At 70.0% G+C, this 19,534-nt stretch carries 17 protein-coding genes; 7 read left to right on the top strand and 10 right to left on the bottom strand.

Annotation, left to right across the window (positions count from 1 at the left end; all coding sequences use genetic code 11):
- Positions 1-5: 5 nt before the first annotated feature.
- From dnaE to ACQP10_RS01435, 3 genes are all read right to left on the bottom strand, one after another.
- A complete protein-coding gene (gene dnaE, locus ACQP10_RS01445; protein WP_346018087.1) occupies positions 6-3,554 on the bottom strand; it encodes a DNA polymerase III subunit alpha in 3,549 nt (1,182 codons plus the stop codon).
- A 172-nt stretch (positions 3,555-3,726) separates the two neighbouring features.
- On the bottom strand, positions 3,727-3,912 hold the full coding sequence (locus ACQP10_RS01440) for a hypothetical protein (protein WP_433540731.1): 186 nt from the start codon (positions 3,910-3,912) through the stop codon (positions 3,727-3,729).
- Positions 3,913-3,937: 25 nt separating this feature from the next.
- A complete protein-coding gene (locus tag ACQP10_RS01435) occupies positions 3,938-4,273 on the bottom strand; it encodes a hypothetical protein (protein ID WP_433540730.1) in 336 nt (111 codons plus the stop codon).
- Between the two features lie 323 nt (positions 4,274-4,596).
- Between ACQP10_RS01435 and ACQP10_RS01430 the strand changes: the two genes are divergently transcribed.
- The 3 genes from ACQP10_RS01430 to ACQP10_RS01420 all read left to right on the top strand — a co-directional run bounded on the left by ACQP10_RS01430 (position 4,597) and on the right by ACQP10_RS01420 (position 7,801).
- Positions 4,597-6,090, top strand: coding sequence for a helix-turn-helix domain-containing protein (locus ACQP10_RS01430; RefSeq protein ID WP_389992214.1), 1,494 nt, complete (start codon positions 4,597-4,599; stop codon positions 6,088-6,090).
- Between the two features lie 9 nt (positions 6,091-6,099).
- Positions 6,100-6,684, top strand: coding sequence for a GNAT family N-acetyltransferase (locus ACQP10_RS01425; protein ID WP_346018090.1), 585 nt, complete (start codon positions 6,100-6,102; stop codon positions 6,682-6,684).
- 244 nt (positions 6,685-6,928) lie between these two features.
- On the top strand, positions 6,929-7,801 hold the full coding sequence (locus ACQP10_RS01420; protein WP_433540729.1) for a hypothetical protein: 873 nt from the start codon (positions 6,929-6,931) through the stop codon (positions 7,799-7,801).
- A 30-nt stretch (positions 7,802-7,831) separates the two neighbouring features.
- Here the strand turns inward: ACQP10_RS01420 and ACQP10_RS01415 are convergent, their stop codons facing one another.
- From ACQP10_RS01415 to ACQP10_RS01405, 3 genes are all read right to left on the bottom strand, one after another.
- Positions 7,832-9,028, bottom strand: coding sequence for an acyltransferase family protein (locus tag ACQP10_RS01415; RefSeq protein ID WP_346018092.1), 1,197 nt, complete (start codon positions 9,026-9,028; stop codon positions 7,832-7,834).
- 291 nt (positions 9,029-9,319) lie between these two features.
- Positions 9,320-9,931 carry a hypothetical protein gene (locus ACQP10_RS01410; protein WP_346018093.1) on the bottom strand — a complete coding sequence of 204 codons (612 nt, stop codon included), beginning with the start codon at positions 9,929-9,931 and terminating at the stop codon, positions 9,320-9,322.
- Positions 9,928-10,479 carry an RNA polymerase sigma factor gene (locus ACQP10_RS01405; RefSeq protein WP_346018094.1) on the bottom strand — a complete coding sequence of 184 codons (552 nt, stop codon included), beginning with the start codon at positions 10,477-10,479 and terminating at the stop codon, positions 9,928-9,930. Before ACQP10_RS01405 ends, ACQP10_RS01410 begins: the two co-directional genes overlap by 4 nt.
- A gap of 129 nt (positions 10,480-10,608) precedes the next feature.
- On the opposite strand from ACQP10_RS01405, the gene ACQP10_RS01400 reads away from it, so the two are divergent.
- A complete protein-coding gene (locus ACQP10_RS01400; RefSeq protein WP_433540728.1) occupies positions 10,609-10,866 on the top strand; it encodes a hypothetical protein in 258 nt (85 codons plus the stop codon).
- Positions 10,867-10,914: 48 nt separating this feature from the next.
- On the opposite strand, the gene ACQP10_RS01395 is transcribed toward ACQP10_RS01400, so the two are convergent.
- On the bottom strand, positions 10,915-11,436 hold the full coding sequence (locus tag ACQP10_RS01395) for a TIGR03086 family metal-binding protein (protein ID WP_346018096.1): 522 nt from the start codon (positions 11,434-11,436) through the stop codon (positions 10,915-10,917).
- A gap of 19 nt (positions 11,437-11,455) precedes the next feature.
- Between ACQP10_RS01395 and ACQP10_RS01390 the strand changes: the two genes are divergently transcribed.
- Positions 11,456-12,322 carry an AraC family transcriptional regulator gene (locus tag ACQP10_RS01390; protein WP_433540727.1) on the top strand — a complete coding sequence of 289 codons (867 nt, stop codon included), beginning with the start codon at positions 11,456-11,458 and terminating at the stop codon, positions 12,320-12,322.
- On the opposite strand, the gene ACQP10_RS01385 is transcribed toward ACQP10_RS01390, so the two are convergent.
- The 3 genes from ACQP10_RS01385 to ACQP10_RS01375 all read right to left on the bottom strand — a co-directional run bounded on the left by ACQP10_RS01385 (position 12,301) and on the right by ACQP10_RS01375 (position 15,190).
- Positions 12,301-12,846: a dihydrofolate reductase family protein gene (locus ACQP10_RS01385; protein WP_346018098.1), complete on the bottom strand. Its 546-nt coding sequence runs from the start codon at positions 12,844-12,846 to the stop codon at positions 12,301-12,303. The two genes, ACQP10_RS01390 and ACQP10_RS01385, sit on opposite strands and share 22 nt — an antisense overlap.
- A 136-nt stretch (positions 12,847-12,982) precedes the next feature.
- Positions 12,983-13,684, bottom strand: coding sequence for a helix-turn-helix domain-containing protein (locus tag ACQP10_RS01380; RefSeq protein WP_346018099.1), 702 nt, complete (start codon positions 13,682-13,684; stop codon positions 12,983-12,985).
- Between the two features lie 192 nt (positions 13,685-13,876).
- On the bottom strand, positions 13,877-15,190 hold the full coding sequence (locus ACQP10_RS01375; RefSeq protein WP_433540726.1) for an extracellular catalytic domain type 1 short-chain-length polyhydroxyalkanoate depolymerase: 1,314 nt from the start codon (positions 15,188-15,190) through the stop codon (positions 13,877-13,879).
- A 615-nt stretch (positions 15,191-15,805) separates the two neighbouring features.
- On the opposite strand from ACQP10_RS01375, the gene ACQP10_RS01370 reads away from it, so the two are divergent.
- Together ACQP10_RS01370 and ACQP10_RS01365 are read left to right on the top strand one after the other, a co-directional pair.
- Positions 15,806-17,275: an endo-1,4-beta-xylanase gene (locus ACQP10_RS01370; protein WP_433540725.1), complete on the top strand. Its 1,470-nt coding sequence runs from the start codon at positions 15,806-15,808 to the stop codon at positions 17,273-17,275.
- A 172-nt stretch (positions 17,276-17,447) separates the two neighbouring features.
- On the top strand, positions 17,448-19,484 hold the full coding sequence (locus tag ACQP10_RS01365) for a cellulose binding domain-containing protein (protein WP_433540724.1): 2,037 nt from the start codon (positions 17,448-17,450) through the stop codon (positions 19,482-19,484).
- The last annotated feature ends 50 nt before the right edge of the window (positions 19,485-19,534 follow it).

The raw sequence follows: 19,534 nt of genomic DNA, 5'->3' as shown, positions 1-19,534 counted from the left end.
GCGGCTCACAGGGCGATCGCGTCCGATCCGATCAGCGCCTTGACGTCCCCGGCGAAGGACGGGGCGGCGTCGACCTGGTAGTCCGGCAGCGCCATGACCACCGTCCGGCCGGTGTGACGACGCAGACGCACCTGGACCGGCACCTTGCCCTGATGCATCTTGAGGATGTTACGCAGTTCCTCCACCAGTTCGGCGGTGACCCGCTCCTCCCGCAGGAAGATCGTGACGGGCGGGCCGGAGTCGCTGGTGACGCTGGAGACGTCGATGAGGGTGAGGTCCTGGGCGAAGATCGAGATCGCGCCGTCGCGGTTGTTGATCTGACCCCCCACCGACACCACGGAGTCCTCCCGCAGCATCGGCCCGTACAACTCGTAGTTCTTGGGGAAGAACAGGCACTCGACGGCGGAGTCCATGTCCTCGACCACGACGATCGCCCAGAGGTTCCCGGCCTTGTTGACGCGCTTGTCGACCTTCGTGATGAGACCGCAGACCCGGACGTCGCCGCGTTCACGGCCGCTGTCGAGCAGGTCGGCGATCGTGGTGTCGCGGTTGCGCACCAGGAGGCGTTCGGTGCCGGCGAGGGGGTGGTCGGAGACGTACAGGCCGAGCATCTCCCGCTCGAAGTCCAGACGCGTCTTCTTGTCCCACTCGGTGTCGGGGACGGTGACGGTGAAGGCGTTCTCCTCGGTGTCGTCGGTACCGCCGAACAGGGAGTCCTGGCCGTGGGCCTCGTTCTTCTTGATGTCGATGACGGAGTCGACGGCCTGTTCGTGGGTCAGCAGCAGGCCCTTGCGGGGGTGGTCGAGGGAGTCGAACGCTCCGGCCTTGATCAGGGATTCGATGACGCGCTTGTTGCAGACCTGCAACGGCACCTTGCTGAGGAAGTCGTTGAAGTCGGTGTAGTCGTCTTTTTCCTGGCGGGCCCTGATGATGCCTTCGACGACGTTCTCACCGACGTTGCGGACCGCGCCGAGACCGAAGCGGACCTTGTCGTCACCGACCGCGGCGAACGTCAGGTCGGAGTCGTTGACGTCGGGCGGCAGGACCTGGATGCCCATCTTGCGGCATTCGGCGAGGTAGATGGCGGCCTTGTCCTTGTCGTCGCCGACGCTGGTGAGCAGGGCCGCCATGTAGTCGGCGGGGTAGTTGGCCTTGAGGTAGGCCGTCCAGTACGCGACGAGGCCGTAGCCGGCGGTGTGGGACTTGTTGAAGGCGTAACCGGAGAACGGCAGCATGACGTCCCACAGCGCCTGGATCGCCCCGTCGCTGTAGCCGTTGCCGCGCATGCCCGCCTGGAAGTTGACGAACTCCTTGGCGAGGATCTCGGGCTTCTTCTTGCCCATGGCGCGGCGCAGCAGGTCGGCGCCGCCGAGGGTGTAGCCGGCCAGTTCCCGGGCGACCGCCATGATCTGCTCCTGGTAGACGAGCAGGTGGAAGGTGGAGCCGAGGATCGGCTCCAGGGCGTCCTTCAGCTCCGGGTGGATCGGGGTGATCTCCTGGCGGCCGTTCTTGCGGTGGGCGTAGTTGGTGTGGGCGTTGGCGGCCATCGGGCCGGGCCGGTACAGCGCGAGGACGGCGGCGATGTCCTCGAACCGGGTGGGCTCCATCAGCCGTAGCAGCTGCCGCATGGGGCCGCCGTCGAGCTGGAACACGCCCAGGGTGTCGCCGCGGGCCAGCAGCTTGTAGGTGGTCTCGTCGTCGAGGGGGATCTCCTCGGTACGGATCGTCACGCCGCGGTTCTGTTCGATGATCTTGATGGCGTGGTCGATGATGCCGAGGTTGCGCAGGCCCAGGAAGTCCATCTTGATCAGGCCCATGGACTCACAGGACGGATAGTCGAAGCCGGTGATGACCACGCCGTCCTTGTCCCGCATGTGCATGGGGATCAGGTTCAGCAGCGGCGCGGACGACAGGATGACCGCGGCGGCGTGCACGCCGGTGCCGCGGATCAGGCCCTCGATGCCGCGGCCGGTGTCGATGACCTTGCGCACGTCGACGTCCGACTCGTACAGGGAGCGGATCTCGCCGCCCTCGACGTAGCGGGGGTGCTCGGGGTCGAACATCTTCGCCAGGGGGACGCCCTTGCCCATGACGTCCGGCGGCATCGCCTTGGTGATCTTGTCGCCCATCGCGAAGGGGTAGCCGAGGATGCGGGAGGCGTCCTTGACGGCGGCCTTGGCCTTGATCGTGCCGAAGGTGTTGACCTGCGCGGTGTACTCGTTGCCGTACTTCTGGGTGACGTAGGAGACCATGCGGTCGCGCTGGCGGTCGTCGAAGTCGAGGTCGATGTCGGGCGGGCTGATGCGCTCGGGGTTGAGGAACCGCTCGAACAACAGGCCGTGCTCCAGCGGGTCCAGCTCGGTGATGCGGGTCGCGTAGGCGACGATCGAACCGGTCGCCGATCCTCGGCCGGGACCGACGGGGATGCCGTTGTCACGGGCGTACTTGCAGATGTCGGCGACGACGAGGAAGTAGGAGGAGAACCCCATGGGGCCGATGACCTTCATCTCGGTCTCGTACCGCTCCCACACCTCGGCGGGGACCGGGTCTCCGTAGCGCATCACCAGGCCCTGCTCGACCTCCTTGCGCAGCCACGACTCCTGCGTCTCCCCCTCGGGGACGTCGGGATACTGCGGCATCCGGTCGACGTAGGCGAACACCTCGTCGTAGTCGCCGATCATCTCGGCGACCAGCAGCGTGTTGTCACACGCCTCGGGCAGCTCCCTGAACAGGCCCCGCATCTCGGCGGGGCTCTTGACGTAGTAGCCCGACCCGTTGAACCGGAACCGGTTCGGGTCGTCCTTGTTGCGGCCCACGCCGACGCACAGCAGGCTGTCGTGGGCGTCGGCCTGGTCCTCGGTGACGTAGTGGGAGTCGTTGGTGGCCAGCAGCGGGATGTTCAGCTGCCTGGCCAGGCGCAGCAGGTCCTCGCGGACGTCACGCTCGATGTCCAGGCCGTGGTCCATCAGCTCCAGGAAGTAGTTCTCCCTGCCGAAGATCTCCTGGTAGCCGGCCGCCGCCGCGACGGCCTCGTCGTACTGGCCGAGCCGCAGCCGGGTCTGCACCTCCCCCGAGGGGCAGCCGGTGGTGGCGATGATCCCCTCGGCGTGCTCGGCGACCAGCTCCCGGTCCATGCGGGGCTTGCCGTAGTAGCCCTCGAAGGAGGCCAGGGACGACAGGCGGAACAGGTTGCGCAGGCCCGCGGCGTCCTTGGCCCACATGGTCATGTGCGTGTACCGGCCGCCGCCGGAGACGTCTTTGCCGCCTTCGCCGTCCGCGATGCCGGTCTCGGCGCGCTTGCCCCAGAACACCGGCTTCTTGAAGGAGCGGGACGCGGGCGCCACATAGGCCTCGATGCCGATGATCGGCTTGATGCCCGCCTTCTTGGCCTCGCCCTGGAACTCGTAGGCGCCGAACATGTTGCCGTGGTCGCTCATGGCGATGGCGGGCATCTCCAGTCGCGCCACCTCCTCGAACATACGGCCGATCTTCGCTGCGCCATCGAGCATCGAGTACTCGGTATGGACATGCAGATGCACGAATGATTCGGTCACCTGTTCCCCTTTTCTTCAGGCCGGCCGCCGTTTTCCGGCCCTGGAGCCTACGCCTCCCGACGCCTCATCTCCACCTTCCCACCCGCCTGCCTCACCGATGGGCATAAGCCGCGCCTCCCCCGCCGGTACGGCACGAGCAAGCCTCACTCAATAGCATCTGACCTGCGGTTGTTCACCGGGACACGGCGGGTGGCGCCGACGGGCGTACCCCGCCGGGCGAATGCCCGGCGGGGTGGACGCGTTCGGCGATCCGGCGGGCGGTGCCGGTCAGGTCGGAGGCGGGGGTGAGGGCGTTCTCGACGGGGGCGCCCGGTTCGGGGCTCCGGTAGACGACCTCGCCGTTGCAACCGGTCCGCACGATCGGTGCTCCGCCGATCAGCGGGTCAGACGGGCGAGGCTCCGGCGGGTTCGGCGAGCGCCTCCAGGTACTCCCGCTGACGCCGCAGACTCGGGTTCCGGTCGAACAGCTCCACCAGGAGGCCGGCGGCACCCTCGGGGTCGGACGAGGGATGCCGGACCATGCCGCCGTCGCCGAACCAGCGGAACACGTGCGGAACGCTCCGAACGATCAGACCCGGCGCGAGGCTCAGCGTGCAGTGGCCGCCGGCCGTCGTCATGACGTCGGAACCCACCGTGGAGATGCCTTTCTCCGCCAGGGCGCGGCGCAACAGGGTCATGTGATGGGCGGCTGTGCTCGGCGGGGCTGTCTCGTAGGTCATGGTCACCTCCTCGGAGCGGCCGTGCGTATCAGTAGGAACATGCGGAAGCAGTCCGGAAACACAAGGCCATAAACGGTCACACAGGATGGAGGGTGCATTTCTCGGGAACCGATCGCTGAAGCCAGTAAACGCCTCCACACCCCCGCGGGTCACCGGGTGCGGCGACATACTTTCTATGCGCCATGAAAGCCATCTGACCTGCGGTTACTCGGCCAACACATTTGTTCCATGCCATCGGAAAGACCACTGCCCGATTTGTACAGTTGCCCGATGTTGGCTTTCACCGGCAACCTGCGGGCAGAGCCTCATTCCAGGGAGCCGTGATGAGCGGGTGGAGCAAGAGGGACATCAACAAACTGCGCGATGACATGACCCGGCAAGGTCGTGGCCTGGAGGAGATCGCCGAAGAGATCCGCCTTCGCTGCGGCGGGTCACGGCTGGCGGCGTTCCGCCTGGCGCACGGCTGGAGCCAACCCGATGTCATCGTGCGCTATCGGCAGGATGCGTCCGCCCTGCCCATCGACCAGCCGACGCTGTCGAGGCTGGAGATGTTCCCCGAGCGCGGCTCCCGGGCACCGCAGGCGACACAGATCATCGCCCTGGCCGGCATCTACGGCACCACGCCGTTGAGATTGCTGGACCCTTTCGCCCTGGATCGGCTGGAGCCGTCGGAGCGGAACATCCTGATGCGCTGCAACGCCGGGTTCGGCTCATTCCCCGCCGGTCCGGCCGGGAAGGCACCGCCTCCAGCCGTAGCGCCGACCCGGTCATTGATCCAGCCGGAATCCGACAGCTTGCAGAGAAAGGTAGAAATGGCCGCACACAGAGCCCTCCGTTTCGCCGTCACCGCGGAGGGAAGCAACATCGGGCCGGAAACCCTCGACCAGCTCCGCGAAGAGGCCACGCGCCTCACCCGGGCCTACCAGCAGCAATCTCTCATCACCCTCATGGGCGACCTGATCGACCTTCAGGACGTGGCGTTCCGCCTGCTGGAAGGCCGCCAGCGGCCCGCCGAAGCGCGGGAGATGTACCTCATGGCCGGCGTCCTCAGCGGCATGCTCGCCAAAGCCTCACACGACCTCGGCGACCCGAACTCGGCGATGAAGCAGGCCCGCGCGTCGTTCATCTGCGCCGACAACGCCGGCCACGACGGGCTGCGCACCTGGACGCGCGGCCTTCAGTCGATGATCGCCTACTGGGCCGGATGGCCGCACGAGGCCGCCCGCTACGCCCAGCTCGGCGGCGAGTTCGCCGGCCGGACCCGTGGCACCGGCTCGGTGTGGCTGCCGGCGCAGGAGGCCCGGGTGTGGGCCGTACTCGGCAACGGCGAGCAGGCGCTCGCCGCGATCGAGCGCGCCAACGACGCGCGCGAACAGGTCGAGCCGGACGAGTTGGACGAACTCGGCGGCATCATGACGTTCCCCCGGCCGCGGCAGCTCTACTACGACGCCGACACCCGGGTATGGCTGCCGGGGCAGGAGGAGCACGCCGACCGCGTCGCCGAAGAGGCGATCATCGCCTACGAGGAGGCTCCGGACCATGAGCGTTCCTTCAGCGACGAGGCGGGGGCCCGCGCCGACCAGGCGCTCGCCAGGGTCACCATGGGCGACCTGGAGGGAGCGGCCGAAGCGCTGGACCCGGTGCTGGAGCTGCCCGCCGACCAGCGCATCGGCGGCATCGTGGCGAGCGCGATGCGCGTGCACACCGCGCTTCGCGACCCCGGCCACCGGGGCGCGGCCACCGCGCGGGAACTCCAGCAGCGGATCGAGGTCTACGGGCAGGTATCAGCCGGTATCGCGCTGCCCCGAGGCCGTTAATCTCACCCCATGTACCCCGTCACGATCACCTCTGCTCGCGTCGGCCTGCGTGAGTTCACGCCGGATGACGTGGACGCCCTCACCGCCATCTACGGTGACCCGGAGGTCACCGAGCACATGAGCTTCGAGCCGCGCAGCCGCGAGCAGGTGGAGGCGACGATCACCGCCGTGACGGGAGCCGCTCAGGCCGTACCGCGCACCGAGTACTCTCTCGCGGCGGTACGGCCGGACGGCGATCTCATCGCGTTCGCCCGGCTGGCCGTCGACACCCAGCATCCGGGGCAGAGCAGCGGCCAGATCGGGTTCGCCCTGCGGGCCGACCAGTGGGGACAGGGCCTCGGCGGCGACGTCGTACGGCTGCTGCTGCGCCTGGGCTTCGACGAACTCGGCCTGTACCGCGTCTGGGGAGCGCGCAGTCCGCTCAACGAGGCATCGGCCCGGGTGATGGGCCGGCTCGGGATGGTGGAGGAGGGCCGCATCCGCGGGCACCTGAAGGTCCGCGGCCGGTGGCGGGACTCGGTCGTGCATTCCATCCTGGCGCCCGAGTGGCACCGGCCGGGAGCGGACGACTCCCGGCCGTCCTCAGGCGCGTAGAGCGTGCCGAACGCCCCATCGTCGCCGCAGCTTGAGCGGCGTCTGTTCGGAGCGGCCGACACCCTCCGAGGCAAGGCCGCGCGGCGAGTTCGACGGGACGATCCGCTTCCCCATGATCAAGGCACCGAGGCGAAACGCGGCGGCCGGTGGCGGCCGGATCGGTAGGCATCACCCGAAAGAGGCTCGCGCCCGGCCCCCGGCCGTTACCCTGACCCGGATTGATCATTTCCGGGAAGGTGCCGTGATGCGGGAACCCGTGGGGCGAACGCGGCTTCCCGCGACGGCGCTGCGCATCGGTGCGGTCCTGGCCGCGTCCGGACCGGTGATCCTGACGGCCCTCGGGATCGGCGGGGAGAGTCTCCCCTGGTTCTGTTCCGCGACGGTCCCCGCCACCGTGGACGACTCCGGCCTCCTCATCGCCCAGGCGGAAGCGCCCTACGCGCTGGGGAGAACACCGGGGGAGTTCCCGTTCTGGGGTGTTCTCCTGCTGCCGGTCGCCGCGGGCGCGCTGCTCATGGCGGCCCGGTCACCCCTGCCCCCGAGCCGGCGCGGGATCGTCCTGTGGGCGGGCGCCGTCGGCGCGGCGGCTTGGACGGCGATGTTCCACCGCACCCCGGTCTCCTTCGACGAGCTCTGGGCGGCCACCGCGGTCTACGTCGACACCGTGGAGGTTCCCCCTTGGGAGGGCCTCGCGTGGTGGTCCTGCGACGCCGACGCGGTCGGCCTGCCGGTCGTCCTCGTCGCGTCGGCGGCGGCCGTGTGGGCCGCCGCCCCTGCCCGCTGGGTACGGCCGGCCGCCGCCGGGGCCGCGGCGGCTCTCCTCCTCTTCCCGCTGCTCGACATCGCGTTGTACATCGACCGGTGCGGCGGTGACTTCCCGACGTCCTTCGCCGCCTCGGTGCGATGGCACCTGCTTCTCGCCGCGGTCCTCGTCGCGGTGGCCGTCCGGTACCCGGAGACGCGGAGCTCCGGGACCGGGGTCGTCCGCCTGGCGTGGCGCGTGGTCCGCGGACAGGACGCCGTGCTCTCCAGGCGGGCGAGGGATCTCACCGTCGCGGTCGTGGTCGCGGCCGCCGTCGTATGGCTGGTCTCCTCGTCCTTCACGCCGACCCGGTAGGAGTACGGCCGGCGTTTCCGGCTCAGGGCGTCAGCCGCCGGCCGAGATGAGGCGCCTACCCAGCCGTTGCGCCGGGGCCTCCACGAAACGCCAGGTCAGCGCGCTGAGGCCGAGTAGAGCCGCCACCACGCCCGCCAGTGCCGGCAGCCGCGCCCCCAGCGGTACGGCCGACGGCTCGGGCCAGAACCACTGGACGCTCTCCAGCAGCAGCGGGTGGAGCAGGTAGACCGAGTAACTGACCAGTCCCAACCAGGACAGGGCCCGGGGCATCCCGCGGTGCCGCAGCGCCATCGCGGCGACGAAGGTGAGCCAGGCGGCGGCCTCGGCCGTCTGGGTGCCGAGGTCGCCGCGCGCCAGCCAGATCCCGGCCAGTGGCACCAGCGCCACCCAGCCCGCCCGCCCCCAGGGGATCTGGCCCTGCTCGGCCCGGTACAGCGCCGTTCCGGCGAACATGGTGGCCAGGATCAGCAACCCCTGCCAGGGGCCGGGGTAGCTCTGGTTGACCGCCAGCAGCCCGAGCACGGTCACCCCGATGACGATCGCGCCCGCCCGCCGTACCGCGCCCGAGCCCGCGAGCACCGCCGCCAGGCCCGCCGTCACCAGGGCCGCCACCACCAGCGTCGCCGTCAGCATCCGGCCCGAACCGCCGGCCGAGAGCAGCGCGACCGGCAGCACGCCCGCGCCCGCCACGGCCACCGTGGTGAAGGCGAGTGCGTACGCGATGCTCCGACGGTGCAGGCCGAGGCTGAACATCGCGGTCAGCAGCAGGTAGAACGCCATCTCGTACGACAGCGTCCACAGCACGTTCACCAGGTTCGGCATGGCCAGCAGGTTCTGCAGCATCATCAGATGGCCCGCTGTCAGGGAGACCGGTCGTGAGCCCCACCAGATGTGCAGACCGTCCCAGCCGGCCGCGCTCAGCAGCAGCACGCCCACCGCGCACACCACGAGCGGCGGGTACAGCCGGAAGAAGCGGGAGACCCAGAAGGCGCGCACGTCACCCCGCCGTTCCAGCGACGCGGGCACGATGTAGCCGCTGACCAGGAAGAACACGGTCACGCCGTACCATCCGGGCTCGAAGACCGCCTTGACCGGTGTCCGCGCCTCGGGCAGCAGGGGCTGGAGCGCGTGCTCGAAGACCACGAACAGGGCGGCGAGGCCGCGGAGGGCGTCGAGCCAGGCCATGCGCCGCCCGGTCTGCCGAGCCGCCACCGGAGCAGTGAGCATCCGACGATGCTAATGATCAATGTCCGGAAAATACTCTGATGTTGAGAAATAACGAGAGATAAGCACCGACGGTCACCGGCCGCCGAAGGCATCGCCGTAACGGCGTCCTCGCCCCCGGCTGCCACGACGGCCCTACGGTGTCCACGCGTCCGGCGGCCACGACGGCCTTCGACGGGTGGAACACGGGTCCCGCGCGACCAGGACGATCACGCGGGACCTCGGCGGATCGTTCTCAGGCGGCATCACCTTCGAGCGACCATCGCCTCCGCGGCCGGACCGGCTCCGCGAGGATCAGTCACCCGCCGGCGGCTGGCCGGAGCCGCCGGTGTCCTTCCAGAGCGGGTTGTCGACGACCACGCACGGCTGAACCGGGCCCTCGACCACGAACGAACCGAACTGCCACTTCGTCTTCGGCTTCGAACCGGCGGACGCGTTCTTGGCCTCGCTGAACATCATCACCAGGGTCCGCCCCTTCCCGGCGTACCGGGGGTCGATCCTCAACCCGTCGGGATCCAGCCGAGCGGCCCTGCCGGACGCGGAAGCGTCCCAGTCCTCCGGGGAACCGTCGCCTCCGACGGCCTTTCCTCTCCCCTCGCCGCACCACTTGCCGGGCGGGAGGTAGGTGATGTCGGCGTTCACCCCCAGCTTCCCCAGGTCCTGTTCCAGCTTGTCGGCGTCCCTGAACTCGTTGAGCCTGACGTCGATCGTGCCGTCGGTGTTCCTGGTCACCGCGTACGCGGGCTGCTCCGCCCCGGTCAGCAGCGGCACCACGATCGCCGCCGCCGCGGCCAGCCCGGCCACCGCCGCCCCCGCGAACAGGCGGCGGCCGGTACGGCGGCGTCGTTCGGCACGCGCCGTGATCTCGTCCTTCAGTTCCATCAGTATTCGCTCCTCGAAGCTCATCCCGGTGTTCCTTCCATGACGAAGGGCAGTCCTTGCAGCGTGCGGCGGGCGCGGTGCAGCCTCATCTTGGCGGCCCCCTGCCGGATGCCGAGGGCGGTCGCCGCCTCGGTGACCGTGAGCTGGTCGATGACGACCAGCTCCAGTACGGCGCGCTCCCCCTCGGGCAGGCCGGCCATGGCCGCGAGGACCCGCCTGGCGGGCTGCTCCGCGTCGATGCGCTCCTCAAGCCTGGCCAGGTCGTCGCTGTCCAGCGGCCGCCGCCCGCTCATCCGGTCGGTGAGCCGCGACTGCCTGAACAACCGGCGCCGCTCGCTGGAGAGCGTGTTGCGTGCCACGCCGTACAGCCACGCGACCTCGCTTCCCGACTCGGCCCGGTAGGTGTGGGCGGAGTCGAGGACCGCCATGAACACCTCGGCCACCAGGTCGGCGACCGTGTGCGGATCGTCGACGCGCCGAGCGAGAAAGCGGGTGACCGCGTCGACGTGCCGCCGGTAGAAGGCTTCGAACGCCGCGTGATCCCTGGCGATCTCCGCCCGTTTACGACGCACCGGCACTGCTCCCTTCGTCGCCTGACACCCTTACTTGGTCAGAAGCGAGCAAAGGGTCACAAGAGACGGCGGCTCTCCTTGTTCTCCCTGTTCCGAACGAGGGATGGGCGAGAATTCCAAGATCACACCTTGGAGGTCGTTCCCCATGACCGTGAATTCGTCGTCCCGGCCGTCCATGGATCCGCCGTCCGGGCCGCCAGCGACGGCCGGACACGCCCGGTGGTGGCCGCTCACCTCGTCCAGATCGGCCCGCAGCGGCCGTACGACCCGGGCACCACGCTGCTGTCCAGGGACGAGGCGCACGCGCCCATGTGGATCCCGGGTGCGATCGCGGTCCTCGCCGGAAACCTCCTTGAAGGCGCCCTGCTGCTCCTCCTCGGCGGATGACGCCGGGCGCGGGAGCAGGGCGTCCGGGTGGTCAGGGCGTCCGGGTGGTCAGGGCGTCCAGGCCGGGTCCCGGCCGATGACGCCGAGCAGGCGGTCGAACGGCGGGGCGTCGTCCGGCACCGCCACCGGCGGCCCGAAGGCGCCGCGCTGCCTGCCCGTCTCCGCCATCTGGTCGGTGAAGCTCAGCGCCCGCGAGACCGCCTCGGGGTCCGGCTCGTACTCCTGACCGACGGCCCTGGCCAGGTCCCAGCCGTGCACGACCATGTCGACGAGGTACATGTGGGCCAGCACGCCCATCGGCAGGCCCATGGCGGGGCTGGCGCCCTCCCACGCCTCCGGCCGCGACCAGGCGGCCAGCGTGCGCTCCGCCCGCTCGGGGAAGTCGCCCGCGTACGGTCTCCGCTCGGTCATCGGCCCCCCGTGGGCCAGCGACTCGAACATCTCCGCCACCCACTCAAGGTGGTTGACCAGTTCCCTGACGTCGAACTTCTCGCACGGCGTCGGAAGCCCGAGCTGCTCGGGCCGCACCTCGCGCACCAGTTCCGCGGTCCGTTCGGTGGCGCGCCTCATCAAGGGCATCATGTCGTCCATGACGACAAGCGTGCCCCATTCGCCCGAGGCCCGGCTTGTAGAAACGCGACAGCGCGGCTGGGTGGACCCGTACGCGGGGCTCGACGCCTTCGACTACGTCAGGCAGGCGCCGTCACCGGAGCTCGCGGCGTACGTCGAGCACTTCTGGGTCGTCACGTGGACCGGCCTCGCCGAGCCGTACGAGCAGCGCATCGTCTCCCATCCCACCGTGAACATGACGATCACCGATGACTTCCACCAGATCGCGGGGGTGATCAGAGGCGGGTTCTCCTACACGATGCGGGGCAGCGGCCGCGTGCTCGGCACGCGTTTCCGCCCGGGTGGCTTCCGGCCGTTCCTCGGCGGCCCGGTGTCCCGGCTGACCGGCCGCTTCACGGAGATCGGCGAGATGTACGGCGCGGCGGGCGCGACGCTGGTCAGGCGTGTCCTCGCCGAGCCCGGCGCCCGGGCCGCCGTCGCGCTCGTCGAGAGATTCCTGCTGGACCTGGAACCCCGGCGGGACCCGGTGGCCGAGGAGGTCGCGGCGCTGGTGGCGATGGCGGAGGGCGACGTGTCCGTGACCCGGGCCGACGAGCTGGCCGCCCGGGCGGGGCGGTCGGTGCGCTCGCTACAGCGGCTGTTCCGCGACTACGTCGGCGTCGGCCCCAAATGGGTGATCCGCCGCTTCCGGCTGCACGAGGCCGCGGAGCGGGTGTACCGGGGCCTCGACCTCGCGACGCTGGCCGCCGAGCTCGGCTACACCGACCAGGCCCACCTGACCCGCGACTTCACCGCCGCGGTCGGCATGTCTCCCGCGGCCTACGCCCGGCTCGGCGGATCCGAGCGCCGCGCCGCAGGCGCCGGTCAGCCGACGTCCGGGACGTAGGTCAGGTTGAGCACGCCGGACCGGAACGTCTCGGACTCGACCAGCTTCAGCCTGTGGGTCGGGGTGTCCTCGAACAGCCGCTGACCGTGGCCGACGGCGATCGGGTGGACGAGCAGCTTCAGCTCGTCGAGCAGCCCCTCGGCCAGCAGCCACCGCACGGTCGTCGCGGAGCCGGACATCTGGATGGTGCCCTCGGTCCGCTCCTTGATCTCGCGCAGCCCGGCCGTGACGTCACCGGAGACGACGGTGGTGTTGTTCCAGTCCGCCTCCCGCAGGGTGTTCGACACGACGTACTTGCGGGCGTCGTTGATGAACTTGGCGAAGTCCTGGTCCTGGTCCGCCGTCGGCCAGTAGGCCGCCCACTCCTCGTACAGCCTGCGGCCCATCAGGAACGCCGTCGCGTCCCGCATGCCCGCCTCGACCGCCGCGCCCATCTGGTCGTCGAAGTACGGGAAGTGCCACTGGTCCGGCGACTCGGTCACGCCGTCCAGCGAGATGAAGAAGTTGGAAACGATCTTGGCCATTGCGCTGTTCCTTTGTCGTCGAGGTCTGAGAAGTGCCCTGCGGCGGGGCGGCAGGCCCTTTCTCCTCGCCGGCGTCGGCGGCGGAACCTCCCGCCACGACGATGGCTGTGGCCACGAGGTTAGGCGGGCACGACGCTCAGGTCTTGTACAGAAGCGACAGCGGCTCCGACGGGCCCCGGGCGCTCAGCTGCGTGGCGGTCCGCCCGATGTAGCGGGCCAGCGACCGCGCCAGATGCGGCTGGTCGAAGTATCCGAGCAGGTGGATGACGTCGTGGACCGGCACGCCCTCCAGGAGCAGGATCGCCGCCCGCCGGGCGCGGTCGATCTGCCGGACGGCGCCGCGGGTGAGTCCGGTCACCGCCGCGAAGCGCCGCTGCACGGTGCGCTCGGACACGTCCGGCGGGTCACCGCGAAGCACCGCGGCGACGAGGGGGTCGCCGACCAGGACGCCCTCGCGTGCCATCCGCCGTACGAACGCCTCGGCGTTGTCGTAGTCGGGAACGCGCCAGGTGGAACCCTTCAGCCAGAAGGATGTGCGTGTCGCGTCCGGGATCTCCACGGCGCCGTCGACGAGCCGGCCGGCCGGTAGATGCGGCATCGAGGTGCCGAGCGAGAAGTTGATCCCGAAGAAGGTGGCGTCCTCGGGCACGGAGGCCGGGCTCGCCCGCGACTCCGGCCCCTGGACGGCCACGCTGACCCGGCCGCGGTGCTCCCAGAAGACCAGGTCCCAGTGCGCGGTCGCAACAGACGTCATCCGTTCCACGCCGTGGCTGGTGCTCCGCCACACCCGCTCGATGTACGGCGAGTCGGACGATCGGTCCTCGATCTCCAGCCCCATCCGAGCCGTTCCCTTCACCCTGTCGGCGCCGCCGATGCCGATGAGCAGGAGTGTGGCACGGGACCCGCCGGAACACCGCGCCGTCCGGTGAGCCGGGAGTCCGGTGAGCCAGGAGGTCCGGTGAGCCGGGAAGGGCCGAGCCGGCTCACCGGAGGGGGGACGGGCCGGCTCGGGTGGAGCCCGGTCGTCGCGTCAGGAGAGGGTGCAGGCGGCTCCGTTGAGGGTGAACGCGGTGGGCTTGCCGGTGTCGCCGGTGTGGGTGGCCTGGAAGCCGATCTCGGTGGAGGCTCCGGGCGCCAGGGAGCCGTTGTAGGTGACGTTCCTGGCCGTGATCCGGCCGCTGGCGGGGGTGTAGGTGGCGTTCCACCCGCCGGTGACGGTCTGGCCGCCGGGGAGGGTGAAGGCCAGGGACCAGCCGTTGATCGGCGACGATCCGGTGTTGGTGATGACGAGGTTGTCGGTCAGCCCGGTGTTCCAGGCGTTGACGGTGACGCCGACCCGGCAGGCGCCCGGTTCGCCGGAGGGCGTCGGGGTGGCGCTGGGCGAGGGGGTCACCGACGGAGAAGGCGAGGGCGTGGTGCCGTCGAGGCCGAGGAAGGAGATGGCGTAGGAGATCTGGCCGCTGAGCGGCAGGGAGTGGCCGACGCCGCTGACGCTGATGCCCTCGACGGTGGCCTGGGTCGTGGTGGTGCCGTACCGGGTGCGGGTCCAGGACGACTGTGGGTGGTCGGTGAAGGCGGGGGTCTGACTCAGGCCGTGGAGGTTGGTCCACTGCTTGATCTCTTCGCCGAAGTCGGGGTAGGCCAGCGTGGTGTCGGTGGTGCCGTGCCACAGCTGCATCCGGGGGTAGCGGCCGGTGTAACCGGGATACATCGCCCTTGCCTGGTCGCCCCACTGCTGGGCGGTCTTGATGAGGGTGCCGCCGGAGCACTGACTGTTCCACAGCGAGCCGTTGGTGGTGGCGAAGCATCCGGCCGGGACCCCTGAGAAGGCCGCTCCGGCGGCGAAGACGTCAGGGTACTCGGCGGCCAGGACGTTGGTCATCATCGCGCCGGAGGAGATGCCGCTGACCACGATCCGGGCGGGGTCGACGTTGTAGCGCTGGCGGGTGTAGGAGACCATCGACATGATGCCGGTGGAGTCGCTGCCGCCGTCGCGGCGCAGCGCGGCGGGGGTGGACACGTCGAAGCACTTCTCGCTGCGGGTGGCCTCGGGCAGCACGATGATGTAGCCGTAGCGGTCGGCGGCGGTGACGTAGTCGTGCCCGTTTCCGTTGAAGATCGCCGAGGCCGTTCCGGTGCAGTAGTGCACCAGCACCAGCAGCGCCGGCCGGGCCGCGACCCGGTCGGGCACGTAGAGGTACATGTTCAGGTTGGTCGGGTTGTTGCCGAAGCCGGTCACCCGGGTCAGCGACGCCGCCGCCACCGGCCGGGTCGCCGCCAGCATGCCCGCGATCACCAGGGGCAGGGCGATGACCGCCAGCACGGCTTTGAGTGTTCGTTTCACGCCATGTCCTCGTCGGTTCTGGGAGTGGGCCATCCGGTCGGGCTCCCGGTGGTCGCCGCCGGTCCGGCCCGCCGGGTACGGGGGACCTCCCGTCGGGCGGATGGAGACGGTTCTCCGCCGGGTGGGTGGAGACGGTGGTGGTGGGCGGAGCAAATACGAGGCGGGAAGGCGCGTCAAGGGCCCGGAGCCCGTCGCGCGGGCGTGCGCGGCGGCCGGGCGGGGCTCATCTCGCGTTATCGGGGAAGCCGCGCCCGGCCGATGCGGGCGCGTCTCTGAAAATTTCACCCGCGGAGCCTTGTCCGGCGCGATGTCGCACCGTACCGTCCGGCAGGAGAACACCGGGAAATCCCAGGAAATGGGCCGGACGTCGGAACACGCGTGAATCGGGCACGCAAAACGCGTTCCGAAAGTTTCAATCAGCTATTGACAGGTTTCAGAGGCATTTCCACACTGGGTCCCCAGGACGGCCCCGCGGGTGGTGGTGCGCGGAGAGGACCACCGTCCTCGACGCCCGGTGGTGCGTGGTCCCTTGTGAGGCGATGGGGCGGGCGTCGGTCCCGCGGGGCCCTCCCCGTTCCCCCCTTTTCCCGTGACCCAGTTATGGAGGCTCAAGGCATGGGTTCAAACGCCATACCCCCGTCTGGAACCCGGCGACCCCTCGGCGGCCTCCGCCGGGCCCTGCTCGCCGGCGCCCTCGGCGCGCTCGGCACGATCACGGCGCTGGCGATGCAGATTCCCGCCGACGCCGCGGAGAGCACGCTCGGCGCGGCGGCCGCGCAGAGCGGGCGCTACTTCGGCACCGCCATCGCCGGGAGCAAGCTCGGCGACTCGGCGTACACCACGATCGCGAGCCGCGAGTTCAACATGGTGACCGCCGAGAACGAGATGAAGATCGACGCCACCGAGCCCCAGCGGGGCCAGTTCAACTTCACGGCCGGGGACCGCATCTACAACTGGGCCGTCCAGAACGGCAAGCGGGTCCGCGGGCACACCCTGGCCTGGCACTCACAGCAACCCGGCTGGATGCAGTCCCTGTCCGGTTCCAGCCTGCGCCAGGCGATGATCGACCACATCAACGGCGTGATGGCCCACTACAAGGGCAAGATCTACGCCTGGGACGTGGTCAACGAGGCGTACGCCGACGGTTCCGGCAACCGCCGCGACTCCAACCTGCAGCGGACCGGCAACGACTGGATCGAGGTCGCCTTCCGCACCGCGCGGAACGCCGACCCGTCCGCCAAGCTCTGCTACAACGACTACAACATCGAGAACTGGACCTGGGCCAAGACCCAGGGCGTCTACAACATGGTCCGCGACTTCAAGCAGCGCGGCGTGCCGATCGACTGCGTCGGCTTCCAGAGCCACTTCAACAGCGGCAGCCCCTACAACAGCAACTTCCGCACCACCCTGCAGAACTTCGCCGCCCTCGGCGTCGACGTGGCCATCACCGAGCTGGACATCCAGGGCGCCTCGGCCACGACCTACGCCAACGTGACCAACGACTGCCTGGCCGTGCCGCGCTGCGTCGGCATCACCGTGTGGGGTGTGCGCGACACCGACTCCTGGCGTTCGGGCGACACCCCGCTGCTGTTCGACGGCAACGGCAACAAGAAGGCCGCCTACAACTCGGTGCTCAACGCCCTCAACGCCGCCTCCCCCGGCGGCCCCGACCCGAGCCCGACGCCCACCACCCCGCCGCCCGGCGGTGGGCAGATCAGGGGGGTCGCCTCCGGCCGCTGCCTGGACGTGCCCAACAGCAGCACCGCCGACGGCACCCAGGTCCAGCTCTGGGACTGCCACAGCGCCACCAACCAGCAGTGGGCCTCCACCTCCGCCGGAGAGCTCCGCGTCTACGGCAACAAGTGCCTCGACGCCGGCGGCACCGGCAACGGCGCCGTGGTCCAGATCTACTCCTGCTGGGGCGGCGACAACCAGAAGTGGCGTCTGAACGGCGACGGCACCATCGTCGGCGTCCAGTCCGGCCTCTGCCTGGACGCCGTCGGATCGGGCACCGCCAACGGCACCAGGCTCCAGCTCTACTCCTGCTGGGGCGGCGACAACCAGAAGTGGACCCGGACCGGCTGACCCCACCTGCCGGCCGGCCCTCGGGCCCCCGCGGCACGACCCGCCGCGGGGGCCCTCCGGCGTGAAAGTTTCACCGTCGGTTGACGGGCGTGAGGCGGCCACTCACGATCATGTTGCCTCCGGGTCAGGGGAGGCGTCGAATGAAGGCCGCTATCGATCCGAGGTGTCATCGATGCCAAGACCTCTGCTGCGGGCCGCGTCCGCCGTACTGCTGACGCTGGCCGTCCTGCAGGCGCCCACGGCGTACGCCGACGAGACCGCCCCGGTCGCGGTGACCGTCAACGCCCGCGCCGCGCTCGCCTCCGTGCCCGAGACCGCCGTCGGAGCCAACCATGCGATCTGGGACTCCCGGTTGGGCACCGACGAGACCGCCGACCTGCTCAAAGACGCCGGGGTGAAGCTGCTGCGCTATCCCGGCGGCTCCTACTCCGACATCTACCACTGGGCCGACCACACCGCTCCCGGCGGCTACGTCGCCCCGGACACCGACTTCGACACCTTCATGCGCGGGGTACGGCGCACCGGGGCGCAGCCGATGGTGACCGCCAACTACGGCACCGGCACGGCGGAGGAGGCCGCGGCCTGGGTACGGCGCGCCAACGTCACCAAGGGGTACGGCGTCAGGTACTGGGAGATCGGCAACGAGAACTACGGAAACGGCCACTACGGCGCCGCCTGGGAGGCCGATGACCACGCCGACAAGAGCCCGGCCGAGTACGCGCGCAACGTCGTGGCCTACTCCGACGCGATGAAGGCCGTCGACCCGACAATCAAGATCGGCGCGGTGCTGACCACACCCGCCAACTGGCCCGACGCCCTGGTCGCCGACGGCGACGCCGGGAGCTGGAACGAGGTCGTCCTGTCCACCGCCGGACCGAAGATCGACTTCGTGATCCTGCACTGGTACCCCGGCGCCTTCGACAGGGCCGCGCAGGTCCCGGACATGATCCAGCTCGCCCGGAAGCAGATCGCGAAGCACGCCGGAGCCGGGTCCGAGCGGATCGGCATCGCGATGACCGAGTTCAACACCGGGTCGAGCGACCGCGGCGCGACGACCCAGCCCGGCGCCCTGGCCGCCGCCGACGCCTATGCGACGCTGCTGGCGAACGGGGTGTTCACCGTCGACTGGTGGAACGTCCACAACGGGATCGGCAAGGTCACCGAGGTCGAGGGGCACACCGACTACGGCGACTTCGGCCTGCTGTCGAGCGGGACGTGCACCGACGGCGGCGTCTGCGAGCCGGCGGCGAACACGCCCTTCGCGCCGTACCACGCGCTCCAGATGGTCAGCAGGTTCGCCCGCCCCGGTGACCGGTTCATCCGGGCCGCGACCGACCAGGCGAAGGTCACCGCGCACGCCGTACGCCGCCCCGACGGCGCGCTGGCCGTCATGCTGATCAACACCTCATCCGACACGTCGTACCCCGTCGCGATCGACTACTCCGGCTTCAGCCCGGCGTCCGGGGCCCCCACCGTCCTGACCCACACCAACGGCGCCACGAGCATCACCACCTCGGCCACGGGCGACGCGACCAGCCGGACGCTGCCGCCCCTCTCGCTGACCACGATCATCGTGCGTCCCGCCTCCGCCCAGGCGGGCCTGCCGGGCGCACCCGGGCAGCCGGCGGCCTCGGCCGTGACGGACCGGGCCGCCACGATCTCCTGGCCCGCCGCCTCCGCCGGCACCCGTCCGATCGCGAAGTACGAGGTCCACCTCCAGAACGGAGCCGTCAGCGAGCAGATCGGCGAGACCGCCGGCACCTCGCTCACCGTGAGCAACCTGAAGCCGGGCACGCGCCACACGGTCAACGTGATCGCCCGCGACAGCGGCGGCGGCGTCTCGTCCCCCTCCGCGCCGCTGACGTTCACCACCGGCACGCCCGCCTCCAGCTCGTGCTCGGTACGCCTGACCAAGCAGTCCGACTGGGGCAGCGGCTACGTCGGCTCCATCGACATCACCAACAACGGCGCACCGGTCAGCGGCTGGACCCTGACCTTCGGCTGGCCCAGGGCGTGGCAGAGCCTGGGCAGCGGCTGGAGCGCCGTCTGGACGCAGAACGGTCAGGACGTCAAGGTCGTCAATGAGCCCGGCAACGGCTCGCTGGCCACCGGCGCGACGGCCACGGTCGGCTATGTCGGCAACTACAGCGGCCCGAACGTGCTGCCCGAGGTCTTCACCCTCAACGGAACCGTCTGCACGACCCGGTGAGCGGAACCCCCCGCACGATCCCGTGAACCGAACCGCCCGCACGGCCCCGG

Origin of the sequence: Streptosporangium sandarakinum (assembly GCF_050942225.1) — a bacterium.
Classification (GTDB): Bacteria; Actinomycetota; Actinomycetes; order Streptosporangiales; family Streptosporangiaceae; genus Streptosporangium; species Streptosporangium nondiastaticum.
Note: the sequence above shows the minus strand (reverse complement) of the source record. Positions and strands in the feature narration are given on the sequence as shown.

Excerpts from the sequence above, each read along its gene's own strand:
- ACQP10_RS01425 (WP_346018090.1), top strand. The coding sequence starts at position 6,100 with ATGTACCCCGTCACGATCACCTCTGCTCGCGTCGGCCTGCGTGAGTTC.
- ACQP10_RS01415 (WP_346018092.1), bottom strand. The coding sequence starts at position 9,028 with ATGCTCACTGCTCCGGTGGCGGCTCGGCAGACCGGGCGGCGCATGGCC.
- ACQP10_RS01395 (WP_346018096.1), bottom strand. The coding sequence starts at position 11,436 with ATGAGGCGCGCCACCGAACGGACCGCGGAACTGGTGCGCGAGGTGCGG.
- ACQP10_RS01365 (WP_433540724.1), top strand. The coding sequence starts at position 17,448 with ATGCCAAGACCTCTGCTGCGGGCCGCGTCCGCCGTACTGCTGACGCTG.
- ACQP10_RS01385 (WP_346018098.1), bottom strand. The coding sequence starts at position 12,846 with ATGGCCAAGATCGTTTCCAACTTCTTCATCTCGCTGGACGGCGTGACC.
- ACQP10_RS01410 (WP_346018093.1), bottom strand. The coding sequence starts at position 9,931 with ATGAGCTTCGAGGAGCGAATACTGATGGAACTGAAGGACGAGATCACG.
- ACQP10_RS01435 (WP_433540730.1), bottom strand. The coding sequence starts at position 4,273 with ATGACCTACGAGACAGCCCCGCCGAGCACAGCCGCCCATCACATGACC.
- ACQP10_RS01370 (WP_433540725.1), top strand. The coding sequence starts at position 15,806 with ATGGGTTCAAACGCCATACCCCCGTCTGGAACCCGGCGACCCCTCGGC.
- ACQP10_RS01390 (WP_433540727.1), top strand. The coding sequence starts at position 11,456 with ATGACGACAAGCGTGCCCCATTCGCCCGAGGCCCGGCTTGTAGAAACG.
- ACQP10_RS01420 (WP_433540729.1), top strand. The coding sequence starts at position 6,929 with ATGCGGGAACCCGTGGGGCGAACGCGGCTTCCCGCGACGGCGCTGCGC.
- ACQP10_RS01430 (WP_389992214.1), top strand. The coding sequence starts at position 4,597 with ATGAGCGGGTGGAGCAAGAGGGACATCAACAAACTGCGCGATGACATG.
- ACQP10_RS01380 (WP_346018099.1), bottom strand. The coding sequence starts at position 13,684 with ATGGGGCTGGAGATCGAGGACCGATCGTCCGACTCGCCGTACATCGAG.